Source organism: Pseudoxanthomonas wuyuanensis (genome assembly GCF_900215535.1).
Lineage (GTDB): Bacteria > Pseudomonadota > Gammaproteobacteria > Xanthomonadales > Xanthomonadaceae > Pseudoxanthomonas_A > Pseudoxanthomonas_A wuyuanensis.
Genome location: NZ_OCND01000009.1, coordinates 38,625 through 65,234 on the forward strand (window position 1 = coordinate 38,625; position 26,610 = coordinate 65,234).

Annotated in this window: 23 protein-coding genes and 1 riboswitch; of the genes, 21 read left to right on the top strand and 2 right to left on the bottom strand. The window is 67.3% G+C overall.

Features of this window, described 5'->3' with window-relative positions; genetic code table 11:
• Nucleotides 1–3 precede the first annotated feature (3 nt).
• The 15 genes from xpsH to CRO39_RS16470 all read left to right on the top strand — a co-directional run bounded on the left by xpsH (nucleotide 4) and on the right by CRO39_RS16470 (nucleotide 17,149).
• A complete protein-coding gene (xpsH, locus tag CRO39_RS16400; RefSeq protein ID WP_097123043.1) occupies nucleotides 4–501 on the top strand; it encodes a type II secretion system protein XpsH in 498 nt (165 codons plus the stop codon).
• Nucleotides 498–920: a type II secretion system protein XpsI gene (xpsI, locus tag CRO39_RS16405; protein WP_097123044.1), complete on the top strand. Its 423-nt coding sequence runs from the start codon at nucleotides 498–500 to the stop codon at nucleotides 918–920. Before xpsH ends, xpsI begins: the two co-directional genes overlap by 4 nt.
• Nucleotides 917–1,564, top strand: coding sequence for a prepilin-type N-terminal cleavage/methylation domain-containing protein (locus CRO39_RS16410; RefSeq protein WP_097123045.1), 648 nt, complete (start codon nucleotides 917–919; stop codon nucleotides 1,562–1,564). The genes xpsI and CRO39_RS16410 overlap by 4 nt, the downstream gene beginning before the upstream one ends.
• On the top strand, nucleotides 1,561–2,412 hold the full coding sequence (locus CRO39_RS16415) for a type II secretion system minor pseudopilin (RefSeq protein WP_097123046.1): 852 nt from the start codon (nucleotides 1,561–1,563) through the stop codon (nucleotides 2,410–2,412). Before CRO39_RS16410 ends, CRO39_RS16415 begins: the two co-directional genes overlap by 4 nt.
• Nucleotides 2,409–3,566: a PilN domain-containing protein gene (locus CRO39_RS16420; RefSeq protein ID WP_097123047.1), complete on the top strand. Its 1,158-nt coding sequence runs from the start codon at nucleotides 2,409–2,411 to the stop codon at nucleotides 3,564–3,566. Before CRO39_RS16415 ends, CRO39_RS16420 begins: the two co-directional genes overlap by 4 nt.
• Entirely contained in the window at nucleotides 3,547–4,203 is a 657-nt protein-coding gene (gspM, locus tag CRO39_RS16425; RefSeq protein WP_097123048.1) for a type II secretion system protein GspM, read from the top strand. Before CRO39_RS16420 ends, gspM begins: the two co-directional genes overlap by 20 nt.
• Nucleotides 4,193–4,993: a general secretion pathway protein GspN gene (locus CRO39_RS16430; protein ID WP_097123049.1), complete on the top strand. Its 801-nt coding sequence runs from the start codon at nucleotides 4,193–4,195 to the stop codon at nucleotides 4,991–4,993. Before gspM ends, CRO39_RS16430 begins: the two co-directional genes overlap by 11 nt.
• Before the next feature lie 9 nt (nucleotides 4,994–5,002).
• The gene (gene gspD, locus CRO39_RS16435; protein WP_097123050.1) at nucleotides 5,003–7,204 is read left to right on the top strand and encodes a type II secretion system secretin GspD; all 2,202 of its coding nucleotides are present in this window, start codon (nucleotides 5,003–5,005) and stop codon (nucleotides 7,202–7,204) included.
• Nucleotides 7,201–8,043, top strand: a complete 843-nt coding sequence (locus CRO39_RS16440) for a glycosyltransferase family 2 protein (protein WP_141400844.1) — start codon at nucleotides 7,201–7,203, stop codon at nucleotides 8,041–8,043. The genes gspD and CRO39_RS16440 overlap by 4 nt, the downstream gene beginning before the upstream one ends.
• Entirely contained in the window at nucleotides 8,030–8,884 is an 855-nt protein-coding gene (locus CRO39_RS16445) for a glycosyltransferase family 2 protein (RefSeq protein ID WP_097123051.1), read from the top strand. Before CRO39_RS16440 ends, CRO39_RS16445 begins: the two co-directional genes overlap by 14 nt.
• Nucleotides 8,885–9,726: 842 nt before the next feature.
• Nucleotides 9,727–12,912 carry a TonB-dependent receptor gene (locus CRO39_RS16450; RefSeq protein WP_097123052.1) on the top strand — a complete coding sequence of 1,062 codons (3,186 nt, stop codon included), beginning with the start codon at nucleotides 9,727–9,729 and terminating at the stop codon, nucleotides 12,910–12,912.
• Nucleotides 12,913–13,061: 149 nt separating this feature from the next.
• A complete protein-coding gene (locus CRO39_RS16455) occupies nucleotides 13,062–13,823 on the top strand; it encodes a SapC family protein (protein WP_097123053.1) in 762 nt (253 codons plus the stop codon).
• A gap of 5 nt (nucleotides 13,824–13,828) precedes the next feature.
• Complete coding sequence (locus CRO39_RS16460) at nucleotides 13,829–14,851, top strand: cupin-like domain-containing protein (RefSeq protein WP_097123054.1); 1,023 nt, start codon at nucleotides 13,829–13,831, stop codon at nucleotides 14,849–14,851.
• A gap of 13 nt (nucleotides 14,852–14,864) precedes the next feature.
• On the top strand, nucleotides 14,865–16,451 hold the full coding sequence (locus CRO39_RS16465) for a tryptophan halogenase family protein (protein ID WP_097123055.1): 1,587 nt from the start codon (nucleotides 14,865–14,867) through the stop codon (nucleotides 16,449–16,451).
• Nucleotides 16,451–17,149, top strand: a complete 699-nt coding sequence (locus CRO39_RS16470; RefSeq protein ID WP_097123056.1) for a DUF6445 family protein — start codon at nucleotides 16,451–16,453, stop codon at nucleotides 17,147–17,149. The genes CRO39_RS16465 and CRO39_RS16470 overlap by 1 nt, the downstream gene beginning before the upstream one ends.
• Before the next feature lie 238 nt (nucleotides 17,150–17,387).
• On the opposite strand, the gene CRO39_RS16475 is transcribed toward CRO39_RS16470, so the two are convergent.
• Complete coding sequence (locus CRO39_RS16475) at nucleotides 17,388–18,470, bottom strand: methyl-accepting chemotaxis protein (protein WP_097123057.1); 1,083 nt, start codon at nucleotides 18,468–18,470, stop codon at nucleotides 17,388–17,390.
• Nucleotides 18,471–18,893: 423 nt separating this feature from the next.
• Entirely contained in the window at nucleotides 18,894–20,561 is a 1,668-nt protein-coding gene (gene ettA / locus CRO39_RS16480; protein ID WP_097123058.1) for an energy-dependent translational throttle protein EttA, read from the bottom strand.
• Between the two features lie 404 nt (nucleotides 20,562–20,965).
• Between ettA and glyA the strand changes: the two genes are divergently transcribed.
• From glyA to CRO39_RS16510, 6 genes are all read left to right on the top strand, one after another.
• Nucleotides 20,966–22,234, top strand: coding sequence for a serine hydroxymethyltransferase (gene glyA, locus CRO39_RS16485; protein WP_097123059.1), 1,269 nt, complete (start codon nucleotides 20,966–20,968; stop codon nucleotides 22,232–22,234).
• Nucleotides 22,235–22,416: 182 nt separating this feature from the next.
• The gene (gene nrdR / locus CRO39_RS16490) at nucleotides 22,417–22,953 is read left to right on the top strand and encodes a transcriptional regulator NrdR (protein WP_097123060.1); all 537 of its coding nucleotides are present in this window, start codon (nucleotides 22,417–22,419) and stop codon (nucleotides 22,951–22,953) included.
• 5 nt (nucleotides 22,954–22,958) lie between these two features.
• Nucleotides 22,959–23,426 carry a GNAT family N-acetyltransferase gene (locus CRO39_RS16495; protein WP_097123061.1) on the top strand — a complete coding sequence of 156 codons (468 nt, stop codon included), beginning with the start codon at nucleotides 22,959–22,961 and terminating at the stop codon, nucleotides 23,424–23,426.
• A 135-nt stretch (nucleotides 23,427–23,561) separates the two neighbouring features.
• Nucleotides 23,562–24,674 (top strand): bifunctional diaminohydroxyphosphoribosylaminopyrimidine deaminase/5-amino-6-(5-phosphoribosylamino)uracil reductase RibD, encoded by a 1,113-nt coding sequence (ribD, locus tag CRO39_RS16500; protein WP_097123062.1) that lies wholly within the window; start codon nucleotides 23,562–23,564, stop codon nucleotides 24,672–24,674.
• Nucleotides 24,675–24,692: 18 nt separating this feature from the next.
• A complete protein-coding gene (locus tag CRO39_RS16505; protein WP_097123063.1) occupies nucleotides 24,693–25,493 on the top strand; it encodes a class I SAM-dependent methyltransferase in 801 nt (266 codons plus the stop codon).
• 127 nt (nucleotides 25,494–25,620) lie between these two features.
• A riboswitch (FMN riboswitch) is annotated at nucleotides 25,621–25,807 on the top strand.
• Between the two features lie 189 nt (nucleotides 25,808–25,996).
• Entirely contained in the window at nucleotides 25,997–26,599 is a 603-nt protein-coding gene (locus CRO39_RS16510) for a riboflavin synthase (RefSeq protein ID WP_097123064.1), read from the top strand.
• Nucleotides 26,600–26,610: the final 11 nt, after the last annotated feature.

The window sequence follows — 26,610 nt, forward strand, 5'->3', positions numbered from 1 at the left end:
GCCATGAGTCGCCGTAGTCCTGGCGCTTTCCGAACCGGCGGCCATCGCCACGCGGCCGGCGTCTCGCTGCTGGAGATGCTGCTGGTCGTGGGCCTGATGGCGATTGCCGGACTGCTGGCGGCGATGGTGCTGACCGGCGGTTTCGATGGCATGCGGCTGCGCTCGGAAGCCAGGGAACTGGCCGCACAGTTGCGCTACACGCGTGCGCAGGCGATAGCCACCGGCCGGCCGCAACGCTTTGTGATAGACCCGCGTTCGCACCGCTGGCAGGCGCCCGACAACCGCCGCGGCACCATCCCGGCCTCGCTGGGCGTCAGCTTTACCGGAGCACGGCAGGCGCAGGCCCGCGCCGGCGAGGGCGGCATTCTGTTCTTCCATGATGGCGGCTCCACCGGTGGCCGCGTGCGGTTGCAGGCCAGGCGCGCGGCCTGGGTGATCGATGTCGGCTGGCTGACCGGCGAGGTCAAGCTCTCGCGCGCCAGCGTGGACGACGGCGCATGAAGCGCCAGCGCGGTTTCACCCTGCTGGAAGTCATCGTCGCGTTCGCATTGCTGGCGTTGGCGCTGACCCTGCTGCTGGGTTCGCTGTCCGGCGCCGCGCGGCAGGTGCGCGCGGCCGAAGACGCCAGCTGCGCCACCTTGCACGCGCAATCGCTGTTCGCCCGGATTGGCGTGGGCCAGGCCTTGCAGCCGGGTCTGCAGGAAGGGCAGTTCGAACAAGGGCGCTACCGCTGGCGCCTGTCGATTGCGCCTTATCTGGATCCGCTGAAGGCGCAGGCCACGATGATCGACCCTGGCGCGCCGCAATTGCTGCAACTGGATCTGGCGGTGCAGTGGGGCGATGCGCCGGGGCAGCGGTTGCGCTGGCAGACGCTGCGGCTGGCGCCGACGGATCCCAACCGCGGGCAGGCGCTGCCATGAAACGGTCCGCCCGCGGTTTCACCCTGATCGAAGTGCTGCTGGCGACGATGCTGCTGGCCACCGGCCTGGCGCTGGCGTTCGCCACGCTGCGCGCGTCCACCGCCATGGTTGGCCGCGGCGAAGTCATCGCCCAGCGCAACGAGCGCATCCGCGCGGTGCAGCATTTCCTGCGCATCCACCTGGCCTCGGCGCTGCCGGTCGCCTTCGCCACCGATACGGGTACGCTGCAGCAATCCAGTTTCATCGGCGAGCCGCAACGGATGCGCTTTGTCGCCGATCTGCCCGATTACCTGGGCCGCGGCGGGCCGTATCTGTACGACGTCGGCATGGATGAGCGCTCCGGAAAACTGCAGATCGCCTTTGCCATGGTGCAGGCGGGCAACACCGTCGAGGAACGGGTGACGCCGCAGCCGGAATTGCTGGCCGCGGATCTGCGCAGCGTGCGCTTCCGCTATCGCGGACTGGACGACAACAACGCGCTGGGGCCCTGGCAGACGCAATGGCAGGCCGCCGGCATCCTGCCGTTGCAGGTGGCGGTGGACATGCAGTCGGACGACGGCACGCAGTGGCCGGAACTGGTGGTCACGCTGGCGCGCAGCGAAGGCGGCAGGGGAGGCGGCGCATTGGCGCCGGGTCTGCAATGACGCGTTCTCGGGGAGCGGCATTGTTGCTGGTGCTTTGGCTGGTGGCGCTGCTGACCGCGCTGATCGGCGCATTCGCGCTGACCGCGCGGGTCGAATACCTGCAGGGCCGGGTGATCCGCGATGGCGCCCAGGCCCAGCAGGTGGCGCGCGCGGGCATCGAATACGCGCTGGCGCGGGTGGCCGACCCGCAGCCGCAGACGCGTTGGCTGCCCGATGGCCGCCGCTACCACTGGGCCTTTGCCGGCAGCCAGGTCGAGGTACGCATCGTCGACGAGAGCGGCAAGGTCGATCTGAACCAGGCCGATGCGCCACTGCTGGCTTCGCTGATGATGGCGCTGGGGCACGAGCGGCCGTTGGCCGAGGCGCTGGCCGCGGCCATCCTGGACTGGCGCGATGCCGATGCGCTGAGCCAGCCGAGCTTCAGCGCCGAGGACCCGGACTACGCCGCGGCCGGCCTGCCGTATGGGGCCAAGGATGCGCCGTTCGACACCGTGGCCGAACTGGGGCAGGTACTGGGGATGACCCCGGAAATCTTTGCCACGCTGGCGCCGTACCTGACCATCCACTCCGGCCGCGCGATGCCCGATGCCACCTATGCGCCGGGGCCGGTGCTGGTGGCCATGGGCGTGGACGCCCAGGCGTGGCTGGCGCAGCGCGAGCTGCCGCTGGCGCCGGAGGCTTCGCAACTCGTCGGTGCGGGCAGCGGCACGTATAGTATCGACAGCCGCGCGAAGCTTCCGGAGGGTCGCGAAGCGGTGCTACGGACGGTGGTGCGTGCGGGCGGGGGCCCGGTACCGGGTTCGGTATACACGGTACTTTGGTGGGAGGAGGGAGCATCGCCGCAATGACGACAATGCGTGACAGCATGCAGCGCCTTGGCCTGCGGCTGAAGCCGGGGCCGGGCGGTTTTTTCGCTTGGTGGGGACAGGCGCTGGCCAGTTGGTTGCCGCTGCGCTGGCGGGTGCTGCTGGGCCTGGCGCGCGAACGGCTGCTGCTGTCGGCCCACGGCGATGAATTGCAACTGCAATGGCAGCACGCCGACGGCGTGCGCGAGGTCGCGCGCGTGCCGTTGCCGCTGAGCGCGGACGAACTGGAAGCGTTGCTCGATACCCGCCTGGCCGGATTGCCGCGCTGGTGGCTGCTGCCGGCCGCCGGTGCGTTGCGCCGGCCGCTGCTGCTGCCGGCCGCGGCGGCCGATCGCCTGCGCGATGTGGTCGGTTTCGAAATCGACCGGCAGACGCCGTTCTCGGCCGATACCGCGCGCTTCGACGCGCGCATCCTGCGCCGGCGCGAAGATGGCCAGTTGGAAACCGAACTGGTCGCGGTGCCGCGCGTGCGTTTCGATGCCGACCTGCAGGCGCTGGGCGCGCTGGCCGAAAGCCTGGCGGGAGTCGATGTGGCCGACGCCGACGGCCTGCCGCTGGGAGTGAACCTGCTGCCGCCCCAATCGCGCCGGCAGCGCCAGGCACCGCAGCGTCAATGGCAGCTGTTGCTGGCGGCGGTGGCGCTGCTGGCGGTGATGGCCGCGGGCTGGCAGTTGCTGGACAATCGCCGCAACGCGGCCGACGCCTTTGCCGCCAGCATCGAATCCCGCTCCGCCGCCGCCCGTCAGGCCGCGGCGCAACGCCAGCAACTGGTAAGCCTGGTCGAGGGCGCGATAGCGCTGGATCGCGCCCGCGCCAACCGGCCGACGACGGTCGAGGTGCTGGACGAAGTCACCCGCCGCCTGCCCGATACGACCTATCTGGAAAAACTTTCCATCGAAGGCGACCGGCTGACGCTGATCGGCCTCAGCCCGGAGGCGTCGGGACTGGTCGGCAAGTTGCAGGGGTCGCGCTTCTGGCGTTCGCCCGCGCTGAGCGGCGCGCTGCAGCCGGACGCGCGCAGCCGTGTCGACCGCTTCACCTTGACCGCCGAACTGGTGGCGCCGTCGGTGCAGGCGGCGGCCGCGCCGCCCGCAACCCCCAACCCGGGAGACGCCAATGGCGCCGCTGCCCGCTGACCGCCAGCGCTGGCTGGCGCTGGGACTGCTGCTGGCGGCGCTGGCGGCCGGGTATCTGCTGCTGGTGCATCCGTGGTGGACCGTGCCGTTGCTGGAAGCCAACCGCCGTATTGCCGATCTGCGCGAACGCGACCTGCGCATCCGTACCCAGTTGGAGCAGGCGCCGGAGGTAGCGCGGCAGTGGCAGGCCGCCGTTGCCCAGCAGGCGCAGCGCCCGGGTTTCCTGCCCGAGGCCACGGTCGAGCTGGCCACCGCCGGCCTGGTGCAACGGCTGGAAGCGGTGGTTCGCGAAGCCAGCCCGGGCAACCGCAGTTGCGCCATCAGCAACCAGTCGCCGCTGAACATCCCGGGCAAGGAGCAGTTCGCACGGGTCGCAGTGCAGGTGCGTATCCGCTGCGGCGTGCCGGAAACCGCGGCAGTGCTGTACGCGCTGGAAACCGGCCGGCCGCGGCTGTTCATCGAGAACCTCAACATCCTGTCGCAGCGCTACGCCTACATGGCGCAGGAAACCGGCGCCGGCGGGCTGGACGTCAGTTTCGATCTGTACGGCTACCTGCAGCCGGCGCCGGTCCAGGAAGGCGCCGCGCCCATGCCGGCCCAGCAGGCCATGGCCAGCGGAGGCGACGATGCGCGCTGACACGATCAATCCCCGCACCTGGCTGCTGGCGGCACTGGCCGGGTGGGCGCTGCTGGTCCTGCTGCTGGCGCTGTTCGGCCTCGGCGGCCGCATCGAACCCCTGCCGGCCGACCCGGCTTTGACCCAGCCGCTGCCGCGGCTGCCGGCAGCGGCGCCGGAACGGCTGGGGCCGCTTGCGCAGTATGCGGATATCGGCGCGCGCCCGCTGTTTTCCGAAAACCGCCAACCGCAACCGTTTTTCCTGTCCGGCGAAGGCGAAGCGGCGCCGCAGGCGTTCGACTTCGTCCTCAGCAGCGTGCTGATCACCCCGCAACTGCGCCTGGCGATTCTGCAGCCCAGCGCAGGCGGCGAAGGCGTGCGGGTCAAGCTGGGGGACGCGCCGCCGGCCATGCCGGGCTGGCGATTGCTGGAACTGGAGCCGCGCTCGGCCGTCTTCGAGGGCCCGGAAGGGCGGCGGACGCTGGAACTGCGGGTATTCGACGGCAGCGGCGGTGCGCCGCCGACGGTATTGACGGCAGCCCCCCCCGCGCCCATTCCCGGCGCGCCCGGCCGGGTCACCGGCGGCACCGCACCGCCCATCCCGGTGCCGGTTCCCACCCCGCAGGCCGTTGAGAATCCAGGAGCACCGGCCGACGCCGACGGCATGCCGGCGGCGGCCAGCGCGCCGCCAGCGACGACCGAAGAACAGATGGACGCCATCCGCAAGCGCATCGAGGCCCGCCGCGAACAGATGCGCCGGCAGAACCAATCCCCGACCACCCCTCCGGCAGTGCCGGGGAAGACACAGTAGAGTGCAGGCATGACGTTACGTTCCCTTTCGCTGTTCATTTGCCTGGGTATGCTGGCCGCCTGCGCCAGCGCCCCGACGCCTGAGATGCGCCGCGGCAGCCAGGCCGGTCCTGGCGAGGTCGCGCCGGGCAGCGCCCAGACTTCGCCGCTGCAGGACGAGGAGCCGCCACAGGCCGGACCGCAGGCGCAGATCCGCCGCGGCAGCGGGCAGATGATCAATCGCAGCGCGGCCGCGGCGCCGTTGCCGTCGCTGGGCGGCGCCAGCAGCGGCGCGGCCACCTTCAATTTCGAAGGCGAGTCGGTACACGCGGTGGTCAAGGCCATCCTGGGCGACATGCTGGGGCAGAACTACGTGATCGCGCCGGGCGTGCAAGGCACGGTGACCCTGGGCACGCCCAAGCCGGTGTCGCCGGCCGAAGCGCTGAACCTGCTGGAGATGGTGCTGGGCTGGAACAACGCGCGGCTGGTCTACAGCGGCGGCCGCTACAACATCGTGCCGGCGGACCAGGCATTGGCCGGCTCGGTCGCACCGCGCACCGGCACGGCGGCCAGCGCGCGCGGCTACGAGGTGCGGGTGGTGCCGCTGCGCTTCATTTCCGCCAGCGAAATGAAGAAGGTGCTGGAACCGTATGCGCGGCCCAACGCCATCGTCAGCACCGATGCCGCGCGCAACGTGATTACGCTGGCCGGGTCGCGCAGCGAGCTGGAAAACTACCTGCGTACGGTGGAGATTTTCGACGTCGACTGGCTGTCGGGCATGTCGGTGGGGGTGTACCCGCTGCGCTCCGGCCGCGCCACCAAGGTGGTTGCGGATCTGGAAAAAGTGTTCGGCCAGGAAAGCAAGACGCCCAGTGCCGGCATGTTCCGCTTCCTGCCGCTGGAAGGCGCCAACGCGGTGCTGGTGATCACGCCGCAGCCGGCCTATCTGGATCAGATCCAGCAATGGCTGGAGCGTATCGACGGCGCCGGCGAAGGCAGCCGGCTGTTTTCCTACGAACTCAAATACATCAAGGCCAAGGAACTGGCGCAGCGGCTGGCCGAAGTGTTCGGCGCCGGCAGCGGCAGCAGCGGCGATCGTTCCACCGGCGGCCCCGGCAATGTCTCGCTGATGCCGGGCACCGACCCGGTGCAGATCAACGATGGCGGCATCGACAGCCGCGGCGGTAGTGTCGGCTTCGGCGATTCGGGCGGTACCGGCGGCGGCCTGGGCAGCGGTTCGCTGTCGCTGAACCAGCGCGATGACGGCAACGCCGCGGTCACGCTGGAAGTGGAAGGCGGCCGGGTCGGCGTGTCGGCGGTGGAAGAAACCAACACCCTGCTGGTGCGTTCCAGCGCCAGCGCCTGGCAGTCGATCCGCGAGGTCATCGACAAGCTCGATGTGATGCCGATGCAGGTGCATATCGAGGCGCAGATTGCCGAAGTGTCGCTGACCGGGGACTTGAGCTATGGCGTGAACTGGTTCCTGGAACGGGCTATCACCGACAACGGCCTTTCCGAGTTCGCTCCGCCAGGCAGCATTCCCGGCGTGAGCGGACCCAGCAAATGGAGCACGCTGGCTGGCAGCATCGGCGGCGTCAGCGGACCGGGGGCGGTATGGACGCTGGTCAAGAACGATGCCGCTGCCGTTATCAGCGCGCTTGACGAGGTGACCGATGTACGTCTGCTGCAGACGCCGTCGGTATTCGTGCGCAACAACGCCGAGGCCACCTTGAACGTCGGCAGCCGGATTCCGATTTCGTCGGTGACGGTCAACCCGGGCTTGGGCGGCGACAGCACCTACAGCCAGGTGCAGTACCTGGACACCGGCGTCATCCTGAAGGTGCGTCCGCGGGTGACCCGCGACGGCATGGTGTTCCTGGATATCGTGCAGGAAGTCAGTTCGCCGGGTAGCGAACCCGACGACAACGGTAATGTCCGCATCAATACCCGGCGGATGAAGACCGAGGCGGCCGTGCAGGCCGGCGATACGGTGATGCTGGCCGGTTTGATCAGCGATGGCGCGACCAAGGGCTCCAGGGGCATTCCCGGGCTGAGCCGGCTGCCGATCATCGGCGCGCTGTTCGGCCAGCAGACTTCCAACACCGAACGCAGCGAAGTGATCGTGCTGCTGACGCCCACCATCGTCCGCAACCCGCAGGAGGCGCGCGATCTGACCGACGAGTACGGCCAGCGCTTCCGCGCGCTCGAGCCGCTTTACGCCCCGAAGAAGTGAGCCCATCGGCGAATCCGCTGCCGGTCGTGCTGCTGCCGGTCGGCGCCGACGACGATGCGCTCGACGCCTGCCTGGGCGCACTGGAAGCCGGCACGCCCGCCGGCACCCGGGTGTGGCTGGCCGACGATGCCCAGGCCGGTCCGCGCGGGTTGGCCATCGTCGAACGTTGGCGCCAGCGCACGCGCTTGCAGGCCGACTACACCCGCCGCCCGCGGATGATCGGCCAGGTCGCGCACCTGGATCAGATGCTGGCCGCCTGCGGCGATGCCGATGCGGTGGTGCTGGCGCCGGATGCGCAGCCGCTGCCCGGCTGGCTGCAGCAACTGGCTGCCTGCCTGGCGCGCGATGCGGCCATCGCCACCGCCACGCCCTGGTGCAATGCCGGCGAATCGGCGGCCTGGCCGCGGCTGGGCGAGATCGCGCCGCCGCCGGCGGATTTCGAGCGCACTGCCCAGGCCTGCGCACAAATGCCGCCGCTGCACCCCGAGCTACCCGCGGCGGTTGGCCATGCGGTCGCGCTGCGCGGCAGCGCCCGCCAGCGCGTCGGCGGGCTGGATGCCAGCAGCTATGCCTCCTGGTATGCGGCGCTGATCGATCTGTCGTTGCGCTTGTCCGGCCTGGGCTGGCGCAACGTGCTGTGCGAAACCGCGTTCGTCGCCCGCGGCGGCGAGGGCGGGCCCGCCGACGGCGACATGGATGCGATCAACGCGCGCTGGCCGGCCTGGCACCCGCGGCTGGCCGATTTCCTGATGCACGATCCATTGCGACAGCCGCGCGAACAACTGGCCGCCCTGTACGACCAGGTCGGCATGCCGGAGCCCCAGCGTGAGCTGTTCTGAGCGCGGTTCCATCGCTGCGGTCGTGGTCAGCCACGAAAGCGGATCGACGCTCGATACCTGCCTGACGCGCCTGCGCGCGGCCGCGGAGGTGTCCGAAATCCGCGTGGTCGACAACGCCTCGCAGGACGACACGCTGGAAATCGTGCAGCGGCACGCCCTGGCCGATGCGCGGGTACGCTTCATCGCCAACCCCGACAATCCCGGTTTCGCGGTCGGCTGCAACCAGGGCGCGGCCGACTCCCGTGCGCCGTGGCTGGCCTTCGTCAATCCGGATCTGATGGTCGAGGCCGACACCCTGTCGCGGCTGCGAAGCCATGCCGAAGAACTGGGCGGCAACGCGCTGCTGGGCGTGGATCTGGTGGACGAGGCGGGCCTGCGCGATGCGGCTGCGCGCCGCCGCGATCCCGAGTTTGCCGCGATGCTTTTCTCGCCCGGCGCGGCAGCGCGGCTGGGGGTGGCGGTGGACGACAGCCAGGTGCTGCAGGCGGTGGATGCGGTGTCCGGCGCGCTGATGCTGATGCCGCGCGAGCTGTTCGCAAACCTGCGCGGTTTCGACGAAGGCTACCGCCTGCACGCCGAGGATCTGGACCTGTGCCGGCGCGCGCGCCAGGCCGGCGCGCGGGTGGCGGTCGCCAACGAACTGCGCGTGATGCATGTGCGCGGCGTTTCCAGCCGTGCCCGCCCGCTGTTCGTCGAGTGGCACAAGCACCGCGGCCTGTGGCGCTACTTCCGCAAGTTCGAGGCCGGGCAGCGCCATGCGCTGACGCGCGTGGCGGTCTGGGGCGTCATCTGGTTGCATTTTGGCGCAGTCTCGCTGACGCGATGGTTCGGCCGCCGCTGATGCCGCCCTGTCGGCAGGCGGGGAGCTTCGGAAAACCCGAGCGGATTTCGAAGCCAGGCGCACCGTATGGCTTCCGGTGCTTCAAAACTGCGTAGAAGCCCGCCGCGTCGAACCTTCGCACCGGAAGGCAGGGCCGCTTTCATCAATGTGAAGCCGCCATCGCGACGCTGCGGTGCAGGCACCGGCGTGGTGCCGGCAACCGCCGCTGTTTTTCATCGCTCCGCTTGCGCTGCCGCCAGGCCGCTTGGCTTGAATTGGTATCATCGAATCGTTGCGCAAACGGACGAAAAAAGCCGGATTTTCAGGCTGTAGCCGGCTCGGACGATTCGTCTTCGGATATTCGGCAAAACAGCGTGATTACGCGGCCGGAGTCTTCAGAATTGCCGTTCGCGGCAGCGGCGAAAAGCTTCCCTGTTGCACTGCACGGTGACACGCCCAATTGACCGTGATATCGATGTCGGCGTTCCTTCTGGTAGCGCTAACATCCGCGCCGTGCCGACACTGGACCGTCCGCTGCTTCGGTAGCGGTGAAGTCTTTGGAAGGTTGCTGTCGTGCGAGCTTTGGATTCGCTGGTTGGTCGGAATCGGCGTGGTTGGAACGGGCGCTTCATGCGCCCGGTTAGTGAGTGGCGCGGGCAGCAGCCTGCGGATGCCCTGGGAGGGGCGATGACATCCATCGATAAGAGGGGAGGGTAGCCAGATGAGAGATTGCAGGTGCCGGTGCTTCACGTTGACGACGATCGCGACGATGGCGGTGTTTGGCCGAGTGGTTGGTCAAGCCGCTTCGCATGTCGGGAATGACATGCCGTTCGCCATCCAACTCCAGTGCTGAGGGCGCATTCATGAATCGCAAGCTGAAGAAGTTCAAGTCAAAAGCCATGTTCACCTTCGTCGGTGGCATGCTGATCATCAATCCCGCGTTCGCACAGGATCCGCAGGCGCAGACGGCACAGGAGACCTCGGATCAAGCGACCACGCTCGATACCGTGGTCGTCACCGGCATACGTTCCAGCCTCGATCATGCAATGAACATCAAGCGCGATTCCGCTGGCGTGGTCGATGCGATCAGCGCAGAGGACATCGGCAAGTTCCCGGATACCAACCTGGCCGAATCGCTGCAGCGCATTACCGGCATCTCGATCGAGCGCCGCGACGGCGAAGGCGCGCAGGTCACCGCCCGCGGCTTCGGCCCCGGCTACAACCTGATAACGCTCAATGGCCGCCAGATTCCCGGCGCGGACGGCTTCGGCGCCGGCGGGCTGGAGACCGGCGGCGTCGGTTCGGGTACCCGCGGCTTCAACTTCGCGCAGTTGGCCTCCGAGGCGGTCAACGGCGTCACTGTGTACAAGACCGGCCGCGCCAATACGCCCAGCGGCGGCATCGGCGCCACGGTCGACATCCTGACCGCGCGCCCGTTCAACTTCCCTGGCGGCGAGGTGGTGGCCAACGGCGGCGTCAAGGCTGTCTCCGACGACTCCCAGATCTTCGGCAACAGCATCACGCCCGAGATATCCGGCATCTTCAGCTACGCCAACCCGGACAAGACCTGGGGCGTCGGCGTCAACGCCAGCTACCAGAAGCGCCGCGGCGGCTCGGTGCAGGCGACGGAGAATACCTGGAACGTCGCGCGCTGGACCGGCACCGACTCGCGCCTGCGCCCGGGTGGCGTGGTCGAGAACGCGCCGCAGATCGGGCAGCTCTACAGCATGCCCAACGACCTGCGCTACGCCTTCCAGGATTTCGAGCGCGAGCGCGTGAATGGCCAGGCGGTGTTGCAGTTCGCGCCGACCGATGCGTTCACCTTCACCCTGGACTACACCCACTCGACCAACGAGATCTCGCAGAACCGTGGCGAGCAGACGATGTGGCTGCAGAACAGCCTCTCGCACGTGACCTTCGACGGAAACACCGACGTGGCCACGCCGATCTACATCCGCGATATCGCCGGCAGCGCCAAGGACTTCGGCTTCGAGCAGCAGCGCGACGAGCAGAAGTACACCTTGGGATCGCTGGGCCTGAACGCCCGCTGGGACGTCAACGACCGCTTCTCGCTGACCTTCGACGCGCACAACACCAAGGTGCGCAGCCGCCCGAACGACCCGATCACCGGCGGCAGCTCGACGGCGTTCAGCCTGGCCGGCCTCGCGCCGGACAGGGTGAACAACAACTGGGCGCAGGAGTACTGGTTCAACGGCGGCCTGCCGATCATGGCGCGTACGCTGTATCCGACCACCGCCGACGCGCTGGCCAATACCAACGGCGTGGTCAATCCGGACTTCGCGCCTGAACAGCTGGGCTCGCAGATCCTGCGCATCTGGTCGACCCGCCAGGACAGCGAGGTCAAGGAAGGCCGCATCGACGGCGAGTTCAATTTCGACAACGGCCGCTTCCAGTTCGGCATCGATTCGGCGAAGTCGTCGATGCGGCGGCTGAACGTGGACGGGCATGCCCACCTGATGACCCTGGGCAACTGGGGAGTGGACGATGCCGGGCAGGTACCGGGCATGACCGCGCTGTTGCGGCAGATGAGCATCACCGACAAGTTCAACGACTTCAGCACCTCCGGGGCCAACAGCAACGCCTGGTACGGCAACGCCAGCGAGCTGGCCAAGTGGGCCGAATCGGCCTGCGCCGACGGCAGCGCGCCGGCGGTCTGGCCGGATTGCGACGCTATCAGTTCCAGGGTGCGCTCGACCTACGACGACAACAACCTGGTCGAGGAGAAGACCAACGCGGTGTACGTCCAGTGGGAACAGGACGGCATGCTCGGCAACTTCCCCACCAACACCGTCATCGGTGTGCGCTACGAAAAGACCGATGTGGAATCGACCTCGGTCATCCAGGTGCCGGGCGCCATTCGCTGGATGTCCAACAACGACTTCGTCATCGAACGTACGGCTGAAGCGATGCCGTTCAGCGAGAAGGCCAGCTACAGCTACGTGTTGCCCAACCTGGACTTCAGCATCGACTTCACCTCCGACATCAAGGGGCGTGCGTCGTACAGCAAGACCATCGCCCGCGCGCCCTACGGCAATCTGTACGCCGGCCCGACCGCAGGCGCTCCCAGCGGCTCGATCCTGTTCGGCGAATCCTTCCGGGCGACCGGTTCAGCGCAGAACCCGAGCCTGCTGCCGCTGGAATCGGACAACCTGGACCTGGGCGTGGAGTGGTATTTCGCACCGTCCAGCTACGTATCGGTGACCTACTGGAACAAGCGGGTCAAGAACTTCATCGGCAATACGGTGGTGCGCGAGAACCTGTACGGGATCACCGACCCGACCTCCGGGCCGGATGCGCAGGAGGCGCTGGCGTTCCTCAACAGCCAGGCCTGCGCGGACCAGGTGAGCGCGGCGGGCAACGACGTGGCCGAGGGTTGCGCGGGCAACTACACGACGCTGTTCACCGCCCTGGCGATGCTGCGCAATGCCGGCGCGACCGGCGGACTGGCGGCCTACGACGGCAGCAATACGCAGGTCATCGACATGGAGTCGCGCTTCGACATCCTCGGCGAAGCCGACGACCCGCTGTACATGTTCGATGTGAACCGGCCGTTCAACCAGCGTGCCGCCAAGCTGCATGGCTGGGAAATCGGAGGCCAGTACTTCTTCGGCGATACCGGCTTCGGCGTTCTGGCCAACTACACCATCGTCCAGGGCGACGTGGGCATCAACCGGGCGGGCGATCCGGGTTCGGACCAGTTCGCGCTGCTGGGCCTGAGCGACACCGCCAACCTCGTGCTGATGTACGAGAAGTACGGCTGGTCGGCCCGACTGGCGTGGAACTGGCGCGACGAGTACCTGCTGGCGGCCAACCAGAACGGCAACAACCGCAACCCGTACTTCGTCGAGGCGTACTACCAGTACGACCTGAGCGTCGGATACCGGTTCAACGACAACTTCGCGGTGTCGTTCGAGGCCATCAACATCACCGGGGAGGACACGCGCTGGCATGCCCGCACCGAGAACCAGATGGTCCGCCTGGTCGACAACTCGCCGCGCTACATGCTGGGTCTGCGCTACACCTTCTGAGCCCAGCCGCGCCGGTTCCTCGGACCGGCGCCGCATCGGGGCCGCTGCGCAAGCAGCGGTCCCGTTTTCTTTCGGGCGTGCCGGCGGGGTCTTCGCCTTTGCCCCGAAAGCGCTAACATCCATGCGAACGCCACGCGCCCAGAGCCGACATGCCACGCTACGAACTGCTGAACAATGTGACGCACAGGGACCTGCGCGTCGTTACCCGCTTCGGCCGCGAATACGGCGACGAGGTCGGCCTGGTGCCGGCGTTCCCGACCGAGTTCGCCGAGTTGCAGCGCGAATACCCGATCTTCCTGCGCAAGGACCGCGACAGCGGCCACTGGCAGGCCGTCGCGCTGCTGGGGTTCGAGTCGAACGAGAACCTGTTCCTGCAAGACGGGCGCTGGAATGCCAACTACCTGCCCGGCTACGTCGCGCGCGGGCCGTTCCTGATCGGTTTCCAGCAACAGGACATCGACGGCGAACTGCGCAACGAACCGGTGATCCATGTCGACATGGACCACCCGCGTATCTGTGTCGGGGAAAGCGGGTCCGAGGCGGCTCAAGCGGTGTTCCTGCCGCAGGGCGGCAACAGCGCCTACCTGGAACACATCATGGCGGTGTTGCGCGGTATCCGCGACGGTGACGACGCCGGCAAGGCGATATTCGCCGCATTCGACGAACTGGGCCTGATCCAGCCGGTCAACATCGAGCTGAAGTTCGACGAAGAGCACGGCGCCAACCTGACCGGGCTGCATGGCATCGACCGCGATCGCCTGGCCGCGCTCGACGCCGAAGCGCTGCACCGCTTGCACCTCAACGGCTACCTCGAAGGCGCGTACCTGATGCTCGCATCGACGCACAACCTGCGCCGGCTCATGGCGGAAAAGCAGCGCCGCCTGCGCCTGCAGGACGCCGCGGCGGCCTGATCGCGATGATCGGCGCGATCGCCAGCGTGCGCGAGTTGCCGGATTGCCAGCCGGGCGCATTGCCTTTGGACGAACTGCTCGCCGCCGGCCAGCCGGTCGTACTGCGCGGCATTGCTCGCGACTGGGGCCTGGTCCAGGCAGGCCGGCGCGGCATGCTCGAGGCAATGGACTATCTGCGTGGCCACTACAACGGCCAGCCGGTGACCTATTCGTACGGCAGCCCGGAAATCGCCGGGCGGCCGTTCTACAACGACGATTTCACCGCGCTCAACATCGAGGTGCGGCGCAGCCCGCTGGGCGAAGTGCTCGAGGCCATCGCCGCGCACGCCAGCGATGCACAACCGCCCACGTACTACGTGGCTTCGCTGCTGGTCGATACGCGCTTCCCGGAATTCCGTACGCAGAACGATTTCGATCTTGCCGCGCACGGCATCCACGCGCCGCCAAGCATCTGGATCGGCAACCGCGTTACCGCTTCGTGCCATTACGACGCGATGGAGAACATCGCCTGTTGCGCGGTCGGCCGCCGCCGCTTCACCGTGTTTCCGCCGGAGCAGGTCGCAAACCTGTATCCGGGGCCACTGGAGCCGACGCCGGGCGGACAGGTGGTCAGCGTGGTCGATTTCGCCAATCCGGATTTCGAACGTTACCCGCGTTTCCGCGACGCTCTGGCTGCGGCGCAGACCGCGGTGTTGGAACCAGGCGATGCGATTTTCATTCCCAACCTGTGGTGGCACCACGTGCAGGCGCTGCAGCCGTTCAACGTGCTGGTCAACTACTGGTGGAATGCCGCGCCGGCATACATCCCGGCGCCGCCGCAGGCGCTATACCATGCGCTTTGGTCGCTGCGCGACCGGCCTGAACGCGAAAAACAAGCTTGGCGAGCGCTATTCGACTACTACGTGTTCGGCGATGCGCAGCGCGCCGGAGAACACCTGCCGCCGCAGGCGCGCAAGACGCTGGGACCGATCGACGAAACGCTGGCGCGGCAACTGCGCGCGATGCTGATAAACAAGCTGAACCGCTGAGGGAAGGGGAACCATGAGCGAAAAGAGAATCCGCAAAGTTGTGATTGCCGGTGGCGGCACCGCGGGCTGGGTGGCCGCGTGCGCGTTGACCCATCAGTTCCGCGACTTGCTCGACATCACCTTGGTGGAGTCCGAGCAGATCGGCACGGTCGGCGTGGGCGAATCGACCATTCCGACCATCCGCACCTTCCACCGCCTGCTGCAGATCGACGAGCGCGAGTTCCTCAGTTCCGTGGCCGGCAGCTTCAAGCTCGCTATCTCGTTCGAGAACTGGAAGCATCCGGGCGATCACTACTTCCATCCGTTCGGCACGACCGGCATGAACACCTGGTCGTGCGACTTCCACCAGTTCTGGCTGGAAAGCCTGCGCCGCGGCGGCAAGTCCGAACTGGGCGACTACTGCCTGGAGACCGTCGCCGCGCGGGCGAAGCGCTTCGCGCTGTTCGACCAGGCCGGCGCCAGCGCCCAGCAGTGGTCGATGCGCTGGGTCCAGTCGCCGACCTCGCTTGAACGCGCCGACGTCAGCTACGCGTACCATTTCGACGCCGCGTTGTACGCCGCCTTCCTGCGCCGCAAGTGCGAAGGCCGCGGCCTGACCCGCGTCGAGGGCAAGATCCGCGAGGTGCGGCAGGATCCGGAGAGCGGCTACATCCAGGCGCTGGTGCTGGAGGATGGGCAGGTGGTGGAAGGCGACCTGTTCATCGACTGCACCGGCTTCCGTGGCCTGCTGATCGAGCAGACCCTCAAAACCGGCTACGAGGACTGGAACAACTGGCTGCCGTGCAACCGCGCCGTGGCGATGCAGATCGAATCGGTCGAGCCGCCGGTGCCCTATACCCGGGCGATCGCCCATGAGGCCGGCTGGCGCTGGCATATCGCCTTGCAGCACCGGGTCGGTTGCGGCTGGGTGTTTTCCAGCGCGCACATGTCCGACGACGAGGCCGCGGCCAAGCTCAAGGCCGCCAACGACAACGCACCGATGGTGCGCGAGCCGTGGCTGGTGTCGTTCCGTACGGGGCGCAGGCTCAAGGCCTGGAACAAGAACGTGGTTTCGCTGGGGTTGGCAAGCAGCTTCATCGAACCGCTGGAATCGACCAGCATCCATCTGACCCTGAGCGCGGTGACGCGGCTGGTGCAGATGTTCCCCTTCGCCGGCATCGACGATTCGATCGTCGACCGCTACAACGATGTGAGCCGCGACGAACTGGAGCATGTGCGCGACTTCATCATCCTGCACTACCACCTCAACCAGCGCGACGAGCCGCTGTGGCGCGACTGCCGCGAAATGAAGCTGCCCGACGCCTTGGCCCAGCGCATCGCCGTGTTCCGCGACACCGCCTATGCCTGGCAGGGCGAGGACGAGCTGTTCCGGCTGGACTCGTGGACCCATGTGATGCTGGGGCAGGGCGTGGTGCCGCGTGAGCACCATCCCCTGACGCGAGGCCTGGGCGATACGGACATGGCACGCCTGTTCCAGGGCATCCGCGCTCCGATCAACCGGATGGTGGAGGCGATGCCGTCGCACGGGGAGTTCCTCAAGCACTACTGCCCTGCCGATCCTGCGGTCTGGAACCTGCGCCGATCGATGCCGGTGGGCTAATGCTGCTGGAACCGCATCCCGGGTTGCGCATCAGCAAGTTCGCCATCGGTGCGGAAGGCGCGCCGCTGCTGGTCATCGACAATGCGGTGGCCGCACCGGAGAAGCTGGTGAACAAGGCCGCGCGCAGCCATTTCTCGGCGCAGGGTGCCTATTTCCCGGGCATTCGGACGCGCGCGCCGGCCTCGTACGAGTACTTCCTCGAAGCGCTGCTCAGGCCGCTGGTACGCGAACACTTCGGCATGGAGCCGGGTCGCTTGCAGTTCCCGATGTGCCACTACTCGCTGGTGACGACGCCCACGCAAAAGCTGGACTTCCTGCAGCGGATACCGCATATCGATTCGACCGCGGCCAATGGGCTGGCGACCGTGCATTACCTGTTCCGCGGCGACTGGGGCGGCACGGCCTTCTACCGCCACCGCAGCACCGGCTACGAATGCATCGACGAGGCGCGGCGTGACATCTACTACCAGCGGCTGCAGCAGGAAAGCCAGGGCGCCGATGCGCCCGGCCCCGGCTATATCGGCGGCGACACCGCGCTGTTCGAACGGATCGCCCAGGTGGACGGCGTGTTCAACCGGATCGCGATCTACCGGCGCAATTCGCTGCATTCGGGCATCATCGACAACGCGCGGGTGCCGCCGCCGGATCCGCTGAACGGGCGGCTGTCGATCAACAGCTTTGTCGACGTACTGGACTGAGGCGCGGCCTGCCCGGGAAACGGCAACCGCCCCTGGGGCATTCGGGCAACGGACTTTCGTCGCTCCCGCGTAGGCGAGGGTCCGATGGCCCCTTCCTTCTCCGAAGGAATCCGCCCAAGCAAGGCAATGTTCTGCCGGCGCTTGAAGCAAAGGCTCGTGAGCGGTTTCGCAATGGCCGCATTGCCGGCGAAAGCGGCAGCCTGGCATTGCTGCGCGGCTTCGCTTCAATAAAGCGCCATCATTCGATGGCCTGCAGGATCACGCTGTGCCAGCCGGTGCGGTAGGTCTCGTAACCGGGCGAGGCGGCCTGGGCGATGCAGTGCGCACGTCCTTCGAACGGGGTTTCCAACGCGCCGCGCGGCTGCGCGAACAACGCGGCCCGGCCGGGGAAGTCCAGGAGCGGCTGGCTGTCCTGGCCCGCGGAATCGGCCAGCACCCGGCCCTGCGAATCGACGATGCAAACCCGGCTGCGGCGCCATTCGGCATCCGACAGCGGCGTACGTTCGACGATGGTCTGCGCCAGCGCATCCCAGCGGAATACGATGCCCAGCACACCCAGCGGCCGGCCGTTGACGCGCCCGCCTTCGCGCACCGTGCACGAGTAGATCAGTGCGCGCTGCCCACCGGCCAATGCGCTGGCATGCATCGGGTGGAAACCGAATTCCTCGCCCGAGCGGGTGCGCACCGCGCTCTGGAACCATTCCTGCTGCGCCACCGGCTGGCCCACCGAGTCGTACTGGCGCGGGCGGCCATTGGCGATGACCCGGCCATCCAGGTCCGCCAGCACCAGGTCGAAATAGACCGTATAGGAATCCAGGATCTGCGCCAGCCGGCCACTGGCGTGGGCCAGGGTGTCGGTATCCGGTCTCTGCGCGGCATCGACCACGGCGGTGTCGGTGGCCCACCAGCGCACATCGCAGCTGCGCTCGTACAGGTTGCGGTCGATCAGGTCGATATTGCACAGCGCCAGTTCGGTCAGCCGGGTGCGGCGGACATCGCTCTGCAGGCGTTCCAGTTGCTCACGCAGTTCGCTGCCGGTCTGCCCGGCCATCCGGCCGATGTCCTGCGAGGTGTCGCTGACATTGCGCGACAGGCTGTCCATTTCCTGTGCGATGACGCCGAAGCTGCGGCCGGCGGCACCGATGCGCACGGCCTCGATGCGCGCATTCATCGAGATGATGCGGGTGACCCGGTTGATTTCGTCGATGCGCTGCAGCGACTGGCGCAACTGCTTGAGCAGTGCCTCGGAAATGCCGGCCACCGAGCGGATGTGGTCGTCGACGCTGGCGTCGGTTGCCGCGGATGCAACACGTTCGTTCATGGCGTTCCTGAGCGGGAGAGGGCGGACTGCACCGCGGCCATGCCACGGAGGCGCGATGCGTTGTTGCCGTTGAGGCGCTATCGGCGCTGGTGTTCAGGACTTTAATCGGCACCGGAATGGTGCGTCTTGGCGGTAAAACGATGGCACGGCCCGCATGTAATGGAGCGGCATGAGCCGCGACCGTACCGTCCGCGCGCAAAGCCGGAAGGTGCGAATGCAGAATTGGCGGCGCAAGAAAAACGCCGGCGTGAGCCGGCGTTTTCTATTCGGGGTGGGGAAAGACAAAAAAAGCGAAGGCGCTGGACCCCGGCCAAGGGCAGGCCGGGGTGACGTGGCTTCAAAGCAAAGGCGCTGGACCCCGGCTAAAAGCATGCCGGGGTGACGTGATGGCAAAGCCGTGCGCGTAGCGCACGGGCCATCACGTCACTTGAGTGCCTTGAAGCGCAGGCGGTGCGGCTGCGCGCCTTCGGCGCCCAGGCGGCGCTTCTTGTCTTCTTCATATTCACGGTAGTTGCCCTGGAAGAACTCCACATGCGAGTCGCCTTCGAAGGCCAGGATGTGGGTGGCGATGCGGTCCAGGAACCAGCGGTCATGGCTGATGACGAAGGTGTTGCCGGGGAATTCCAGCAGCGCGTCTTCCAGCGCACGCAGGGTTTCGATGTCCAGGTCGTTGGAGGGTTCGTCCAGCAACAGCACGTTGCCGCCCTGCAGCAGGGTCTTGGCCATGTGCAGGCGGCCGCGCTCGCCGCCGGACAGCGAGCCCACCATCTTCTGCTGGTCCTGGCCCTTGAAGTTGAAGCGGCCGATGTAGGCGCGCGACTGGATCTCCACGCCGTTGATGTTGAGGATGTCCAGGCCGCCGGAGACTTCCTGGAACACGTTGTGGTTGCCTTCCAGCTTGTCGCGGCTCTGGTCCACATAGGCCAGCTTGACGGTCGGGCCGATGCTGATGGTGCCCGAATCCGGCTTTTCCTGGCCGGTGATCATCTTGAACAGCGTCGACTTGCCGGCGCCGTTGGGGCCGATGATGCCGACGATGGCGCCCGGCGGCACCAGGAAGCTCAGATTGTCGATCAGCAGGCGGTCGCCGAACTTCTTGGAGACGTTCTTGAACTCGATGACGCTGTTGCCCAGGCGCTCGCCCGGCGGAATGAAGATCTCGTTGGTCTCGTTGCGCTTCTGGTAGTCGACCGATTGCAGTTCGTCCAGGCGCGCCAGGCGCGCCTTGCCTTTGCTGCGGCCGCCCTTGGCGTTCTGCCGCGACCACTCCAGTTCCTTCTGGATCGCCTTCTGGCGGGCTTTTTCCTGGTTCTCTTCCTGCTTCAGGCGCTCGTCCTTCTGCACCAGCCAGTCGGTGTAGTTGCCCTTCCAGGGGATGCCGCGGCCGCGATCCAGTTCCAGGATCCACTCGGCGGCGTTGTCCAGGAAGTAGCGATCATGGGTGACCGCCACCACGGTGCCGGTGTAGCGGGCCAGGAACTGTTCCAGCCATTCCACCGACTCGGCGTCCAGGTGGTTGGTCGGTTCGTCCAGCAGCAGCATGTCCGGCTTCTGCAGCAGCAGGCGGCACAGCGCCACGCGACGCTTCTCGCCGCCGGACAGCTTGCCGACCACGGCCTCCCACGGCGGCAGCCGCAGCGCATCGGCGGCCACTTCCAGCTGATGCTCCAGCGTATGCGCGTCGCCGGCGGCCAGGATGGCCTCCAGGCGCTGCTGCTCGGCGGCCAGCTTGTCGAAGTCGGCGCCTTCCTCGGCATAGGCTTCATAGACGCGATCCAGCGCGGCCTGCGCCTGCAGCACTTCGCCAACGCCTTCCTCGACCGCTTCGCGCACGGTCTTGTTCGGATCCAGCTCCGGCTCCTGGGCCAGGTAGCCGACCTTGATGCCGGGTTGCGGGCGCGCCTCGCCCTCGAAGTCCTTGTCCACGCCGGCCATGATTTTCAGCACGGTCGACTTGCCGGCGCCGTTCAGGCCCAGCAGGCCGATCTTGGCCCCCGGGAAGAAGGACAGCGAGATGTCCTTGATGATCTGGCGCTTCGGCGGCACGGTCTTGCTGACGCCGTTCATGGTGTAGATGTATTGCGAGGACATGGGGGTAAAACTCCACAGGCGGGCAGCGGCGGCCTGGAGCGTGTCGTGTACTTTGGAGTGCTTTATCCGAGTGTCTGGGGCGCTGCGAGGCAAGGCGCGGGCCGCCGCCAAGGCTGGCCGCCTTGGCAAGGACCGCAACACCGCCTTGCAGCGTCCCAGGCGCGCGGGAAAGTGCTTCAAAGTGCACAACACGCTCTAAGCAGGGGCCGCGAAAGGAAATCGGGATAACCGGGATTATCGCGGATATGGGGGTGGCGCGCCAATTTGCCAGCCGTGGCCCGTCCGCTGCCGGTTCGCGGGTCGGGAAAGGCGGCCCGGGCAGGCGGCACGCCGGAGCCGGGGGCCTGTCCCGGGACCGGAACCGTTACAATCCAGGACCCTTACCCCTGCCCTCTGGAGTGACGATGTTCCCGCGCGACGCCCGTATCGAAGGTTATGACCCTGAACTGGCTGCGGCCATCGCCTGCGAGGCCCAGCGGCAGGAAGACCACGTCGAGCTGATCGCCAGCGAGAACTACGCCAGTCCGCGCGTGCTGGAAGCCCAGGGCAGCGTGCTGACCAACAAGTACGCCGAGGGCTACCCGCACAAGCGCTACTACGGCGGCTGCGAATTCGTCGATATCGCCGAGCAGCTGGCCATCGACCGGGTCAAGCAGCTGTTCGGGGCAAGCTACGCCAACGTGCAGCCGCATTCGGGCTCGCAGGCCAACCAGGCCGTGTACCTGGCGCTGCTGAACCCCGGCGACACCATTCTGGGCATGAGCCTGGCCCACGGCGGCCACCTGACCCACGGCGCCAAGGTCAACGTGTCCGGCAAGCTGTTCAACGCCATCCAGTACGGCGTCAACGACCAGGGCCTGATCGATTACGACGAAGTCGAAAGGCTCGCGCTGGAGCACAAGCCGAAGATGGTGGTGGCCGGTTTCTCCGCCTATTCGCAGAAGATCGACTGGGCGCGGTTCCGCGCCATCGCCGACAAGGTTGGCGCCATCCTGTTCGTCGACATGGCGCACGTCGCCGGCCTGGTGGCCGCCGGCGTGTACCCGAATCCGATCGAGCATGCGCACGTAGTCACCTCGACCACCCACAAGACCCTGCGCGGTCCGCGTGGCGGCATCATCCTGTCCAGCCGGCAGGGCAGCGGCGAAATGGGCGAGGAAATCGAGAAGAAGCTGCAGAGCATCGTCTTCCCCGGCATCCAGGGCGGCCCGCTGATGCACGTCATCGCGGCCAAGGCGGTGGCCTTCAAGGAAGCGCTGGAGCCGGAATTCACCGCCTACCAGCAGCAGGTGGTGAAGAACGCGCAGGCGATGGCGAAGACGATCATCGCCCGCGGCTACAAGATCGTCTCCGGCGGCACCGAAAACCACCTGATGCTGGTGGACATGATCGGCAAGGAGGTCAGCGGCAAGGACGCGGAAGAGGCACTGGGCAAGGCGCACATCACCGTCAACAAGAACTCCGTGCCGAACGATCCGCGCAAGCCCTTCGTCACCTCCGGCCTGCGCATCGGCACCCCCGCGGTGACCACCCGCGGCTACGGTGAGCAGGACTGCGTGGACCTGGCCAACTGGATCTGCGACGTGCTGGACAATCCGAAGGACGAAGCGGTTATTGCCCGGGTGCGCGAGAACGTCACCGCGCAGTGCCGCAGGTACCCGGTGTACGGATGAGAGCGAGGAACGAGTGATGAGAAACGAGAAACGAGTGATGAGAAGCGAGGATCGAGTGGAGGGGAGTGAGAAACGAGTAGAGGCGGTGTTTCCTGCCCCTCGATGCGCTGTTGCTTTCACTCGTTACTCACTCCTCGTTCCTCGTTTCTCGCTTCTCGTTCCTTCCACTCGTTCCTGACCCCATGCACTGCCCCTTCTGCCAGCACACAGATACCCGCGTCATCGATTCGCGCGTCTCCGAAGACGGCGCGACGATCCGGCGCCGGCGCGAGTGCGAGGCCTGCGGGGAGCGCTTCAGCACGCTGGAGAACATCGAAATCAAGCTGCCGGCGGTGATCAAGAGCGATGGCCGCCGCGACACCTTCGATGCGCGCAAGCTTCGCGCCGGTTTCGACCGCGCGCTGCAGAAGCGGCCGGTGTCCGAGGAACAGATCGAATCGGCCGTGCGCGCGGTGATCCACCAGATGCGCATGAGCGGGGAGCGCGAACTGCCGTCGCGGCGCATCGGCGAATTCGTCATGGCCGAACTGCGCAAGCTCGATCACGTAGGCTACGTGCGTTTCGCCTCGGTCTACCGCAGTTTCGAGGACGTGGCCGATTTCCGCGAGGAGATCGAGAAGCTCGAACGCGACCTGCCCACCGCCAGCGGCCAGTTGCCGCTGCTCGGCGGCGATGTGGTGCCGTTCGACAAGAACATCGACAAGAACAAGAAGCGCTGACCGGCTTGGAAATCGACTATCTCTGCGATCGGCCGGTCCTGATTCCCGAGCTGGCGCGGGCGCATGTGGCCGCTTTCGGCGCGCTGCTGCCGGACTGGACGGTGGCCCAGGCCGAGGACGAGTTGCGCAGCCATACCCGGCGGCGCGCCATCCCCACCACCTGGGTGGCGATGGAGGGCGAACAGTGGCTGGGATCGGTCAGCCTGCTGCAGAACGATCACGATGACATCCGCCAGTATTCGCCATGGCTGGCCAGTCTCTACGTCTGCCCGCGGGCGCGAAGCGGCGGGGTCGGGCGCGCGCTGGTGGCGCGCTGCGTGGAGGAAGCCGCTGCGCTGGCGGTGCCGCGGCTGTACCTGTATTGCACCGATGCGCTGACCGACTATTACCGCGCGCTCGGCTGGCGCATCCAGGACCGGCTGTTGCTGGGGCCGTTGTCGGTTGCCGTGATGGCCATCGAGCCGGCGCGCTGACCGGATGGGACGCGGCGCGCCTCTGCCTTGCTCCGGTTCGGAACCGCGCCAGCCGGTTCCGTTACCCTTGCGGACCCGGCGCTGTACGCAGATGGTGGCGGGCCGACGCATTCGGCGACAACAGGCTGCAAGAACATGACGACCGTGACTGAAGCGACATTCACCGCCTTCGACCATCAGTGCATGGCGCGCGCGTTGCGCCTGGCCGAACGCGGCGCCTACACCACCCGGCCCAACCCGATGGTGGGCTGCGTGATCGCCAGCGATGGCGAGGTGATTGGCGAGGGCTGGCACCAGAGGGCCGGCGAGGCGCATGCGGAAGTGCTGGCGTTGCAGGCCGCTGGCGATCGCGCCCGCGGTGCCACCGCCTACGTGACCCTGGAGCCCTGCGCGCACACCGGCCGCACCGGGCCCTGTGCCGATGCGCTGGTCGCAGCCGGGGTGGCGCGGGTGGTCGCCGCCATGCGCGATCCGTTCCCGCAGGTGGACGGCGCCGGCTTCGACCGGCTCCGCGCCGCCGGCATCGAAGCCTCGTCGGGGTTGATGGAAACGCAGGCGCGCCACCTCAATCGCGGCTACCTGTCGCGGCAGGAACGCGGCCGTCCCTGGTTGCGGGTCAAGCTGGCCACCAGCCTGGACGGCCGTACCGCCATGGCCAATGGCGATTCCAAATGGATCAGCGGCGAGGCCTCGCGGCTGGATGTGCAGCACTGGCGCGCGCGCGCCGGCGCCATCCTGACCGGCGCCGGCACCGTGCTGGCCGACGACCCTTCGCTGACGGTGCGGTTGGGCGACGGCACGCCGTTCGAGCCGCCGCTGCGGGTGGTGCTGGACCCGGGCCTGGCCACGGTGGCGCGGGGGCGGGTGCGCGAGGGGGACGCCCCAACGCTGTATGTGCACACCGCCGACGCCAAACCGCCGCGCCAGATCGACGCGCAACGGGTGGTGGCGCCGGCCCAGGGCAGCAACTTCGACCTGCTGGCGGTGTTGCAGCTGCTGGCCGCGCGCGGCATCAACGAAGTGCAGGTGGAAGCCGGCGCCACCCTGGCCGGGGCATTCATCGCCGCCGGGCTGGCCGACGAAATCCTGCTGTATGTGGCGCCGGTGCTGCTGGGCGACCGCGCCCGGCCGCTGTTCGGCGGGCTGGGCATCGACACGATGGCCCAGCGCACGCAACTGGAGATTGTCGACGCGCGCACGATTGGCGAGGATCAGCGTCTTCTGCTGCGGCCGCTTGCCGGCCGCTGAACCTCTGCGATAGCGACCATGGCCACCTTCAAAGACCATTTTTCCGGCATCGCCAAGACCTACGCCGCATCGCGGCCGGGTTATCCGGCCGCGCTGTACGACGCCATCTCCGCGGTCGTGCCCGCCAGCGCGCGGGTCTGGGAACCGGGCTGCGGCAGCGGCCAGGCCACGCGTGCGCTGAGCGAGCGTTTCGCGCATGTGTTCGCCACCGACCCCAGCGCCCAGCAGATCGAGCATCACTGGGCCAATCGCGAGCATCCGGCCAATGTGACGCTGGCGGTGGAAACCGCCGAAACCACCTCGCTGCCGGACAGCAGCGTCGGCCTGATCGTGGTCGCGCAGGCGCTGCACTGGTTCGACCGTACCCGCTTTTTCGCCAGCTGCGAACGGGTGATGCAGCCCGGCGGGGTGCTGGCGGCGTGGACCTACCAGGACATCGTGTTCACCGACGATCTGGCGCCGGCCGCCGAGGCCCTGCGCGACGATATCGACCGCTACTGGCCGCCGGAACGCGACGACGTCGATATCGGCTATACCGACTATGCCTGGCCGTTCGCCGCACTGCCGGCGCCGTCGATGTGGCTGACCGCCGAATGGAATCTGGCGCAGCTGCTGGGTTATTTCGGCAGCCTGTCGGCGACGGTGTGCTTTCGCGCCGATACCGGCCAGGACCCGGTCCAGCTCCATGCCCCGGCACTGGCCGAGGCCTGGGGCGATCCGGCACAGGTGCGCACGATGCGCTGGCCGCTGGTCCTGCATCTGCGCCGCAAACCGACCCTGGAAGAGCAGGCTGCGAAAGAGCAGGCAGCCGGGCCTTGACCGCTTTCGGTTTTCGGGCGCCGAATCCCGCCTCCGGTCGGAAACGGAACGGTTTGTTCAGCCTGCGCCGGCGGGCCGCTCTGGCGGGCAGTGCTAGAATGCCGGCGCCGGTTGTCCGGCATACCAGTAACGTCTTCAGGGCGGGGTGAGATTCCCCACCGGCGGTAGGCAACGCATTCCCCGGAATGCCTGCAAGCCCGCGAGCGCCTTCCCTGCGGGAAGGGTCAGCAGATCCGGTCCGATGCCGGAGCCGACGGTTGCAAGCGGCGGTTCGCGCCAGTCGCTCGCTAGAGTCCGGATGAAAGAAGACGGCAACGCCGCAACTGCGCGCTGGCGCGGCTGCGCGCGCCTGCCTCGCGCCTGTGGAGGCGTTTTTCGCTTTCTTCTGCGGGAAACGTCGATATGCAGCTCCTTCTGCCAAAACCCGGACACTCATGTGCGGGGAATCGTGAAAGAACACCGCTTCGCACCGGCATTCGCCGTGCCATGACGGGGGTGCGCTGATGTTCACTGGCATCATCGAAGGCGTCGGCGCGCTGGCCAAAGCCGAACCGCTGGGTGGCGACGTGCGGCTGACCGTGACCACCGGCACCCTGCCGTTTACCGGCGTGCGGCTGGGCGAGAGCATCGCCGTCAACGGCGTCTGCCTGACCGTTGTCGCTTTCGGCGAAGACTGGTTCCAGGCCGATGCCTCCAACGAAACGCTGGCCCTGACCACGCTGGGCGCGTTGAAGTCCGATGCGCAGGTCAATCTGGAGCGCGCCATGCAACCGACCGACCGGCTGGGCGGCCATCTGGTCAGCGGCCACGTCGACGGCGTCGGCCATGTGCTGTCCATCCACGAGGATGCGCGCGCGCAACGCTGGCGTTTTGCCGCACCGGCGCCGCTGCTGCGCTACATCGCCAGGAAGGGCTCGATCTGCGTGGACGGCGTCAGCCTGACCGTCAACCAGGTCGATGCCGAAGGTTTCGAAGTGGCGCTGATCCCGCACACCGTCGCGCATACCGCGTTTTCGCAAACCGGCGTTGGCGATGCGGTGAACCTGGAAATCGATCTGGTCGCCCGCTATGTCGAGCGATTGCTGCAGGGTTCCCCGGCGCCCTGACAGGACACGTA

What these genes read in the sequence shown, in the direction of transcription:
- CRO39_RS16475 (WP_097123057.1), bottom strand. Translation starts at nt 18,470, where the DNA reads ATGAACGAACGTGTTGCATCCGCGGCAACCGACGCCAGCGTCGACGAC.
- CRO39_RS16430 (WP_097123049.1), top strand. Translation starts at nt 4,193, where the DNA reads ATGCGCGCTGACACGATCAATCCCCGCACCTGGCTGCTGGCGGCACTG.
- xpsH (WP_097123043.1), top strand. Translation starts at nt 4, where the DNA reads ATGAGTCGCCGTAGTCCTGGCGCTTTCCGAACCGGCGGCCATCGCCAC.
- ribD (WP_097123062.1), top strand. Translation starts at nt 23,562, where the DNA reads ATGACGACCGTGACTGAAGCGACATTCACCGCCTTCGACCATCAGTGC.
- gspM (WP_097123048.1), top strand. Translation starts at nt 3,547, where the DNA reads ATGGCGCCGCTGCCCGCTGACCGCCAGCGCTGGCTGGCGCTGGGACTG.
- glyA (WP_097123059.1), top strand. Translation starts at nt 20,966, where the DNA reads ATGTTCCCGCGCGACGCCCGTATCGAAGGTTATGACCCTGAACTGGCT.
- CRO39_RS16470 (WP_097123056.1), top strand. Translation starts at nt 16,451, where the DNA reads ATGCTGCTGGAACCGCATCCCGGGTTGCGCATCAGCAAGTTCGCCATC.
- gspD (WP_097123050.1), top strand. Translation starts at nt 5,003, where the DNA reads ATGACGTTACGTTCCCTTTCGCTGTTCATTTGCCTGGGTATGCTGGCC.
- ettA (WP_097123058.1), bottom strand. Translation starts at nt 20,561, where the DNA reads ATGTCCTCGCAATACATCTACACCATGAACGGCGTCAGCAAGACCGTG.
- nrdR (WP_097123060.1), top strand. Translation starts at nt 22,417, where the DNA reads ATGCACTGCCCCTTCTGCCAGCACACAGATACCCGCGTCATCGATTCG.
- CRO39_RS16420 (WP_097123047.1), top strand. Translation starts at nt 2,409, where the DNA reads ATGACGACAATGCGTGACAGCATGCAGCGCCTTGGCCTGCGGCTGAAG.
- CRO39_RS16450 (WP_097123052.1), top strand. Translation starts at nt 9,727, where the DNA reads ATGAATCGCAAGCTGAAGAAGTTCAAGTCAAAAGCCATGTTCACCTTC.
- CRO39_RS16510 (WP_097123064.1), top strand. Translation starts at nt 25,997, where the DNA reads ATGTTCACTGGCATCATCGAAGGCGTCGGCGCGCTGGCCAAAGCCGAA.
- CRO39_RS16455 (WP_097123053.1), top strand. Translation starts at nt 13,062, where the DNA reads ATGCCACGCTACGAACTGCTGAACAATGTGACGCACAGGGACCTGCGC.
- xpsI (WP_097123044.1), top strand. Translation starts at nt 498, where the DNA reads ATGAAGCGCCAGCGCGGTTTCACCCTGCTGGAAGTCATCGTCGCGTTC.
- CRO39_RS16505 (WP_097123063.1), top strand. Translation starts at nt 24,693, where the DNA reads ATGGCCACCTTCAAAGACCATTTTTCCGGCATCGCCAAGACCTACGCC.
- CRO39_RS16465 (WP_097123055.1), top strand. Translation starts at nt 14,865, where the DNA reads ATGAGCGAAAAGAGAATCCGCAAAGTTGTGATTGCCGGTGGCGGCACC.
- CRO39_RS16415 (WP_097123046.1), top strand. Translation starts at nt 1,561, where the DNA reads ATGACGCGTTCTCGGGGAGCGGCATTGTTGCTGGTGCTTTGGCTGGTG.
- CRO39_RS16410 (WP_097123045.1), top strand. Translation starts at nt 917, where the DNA reads ATGAAACGGTCCGCCCGCGGTTTCACCCTGATCGAAGTGCTGCTGGCG.
- CRO39_RS16460 (WP_097123054.1), top strand. Translation starts at nt 13,829, where the DNA reads ATGATCGGCGCGATCGCCAGCGTGCGCGAGTTGCCGGATTGCCAGCCG.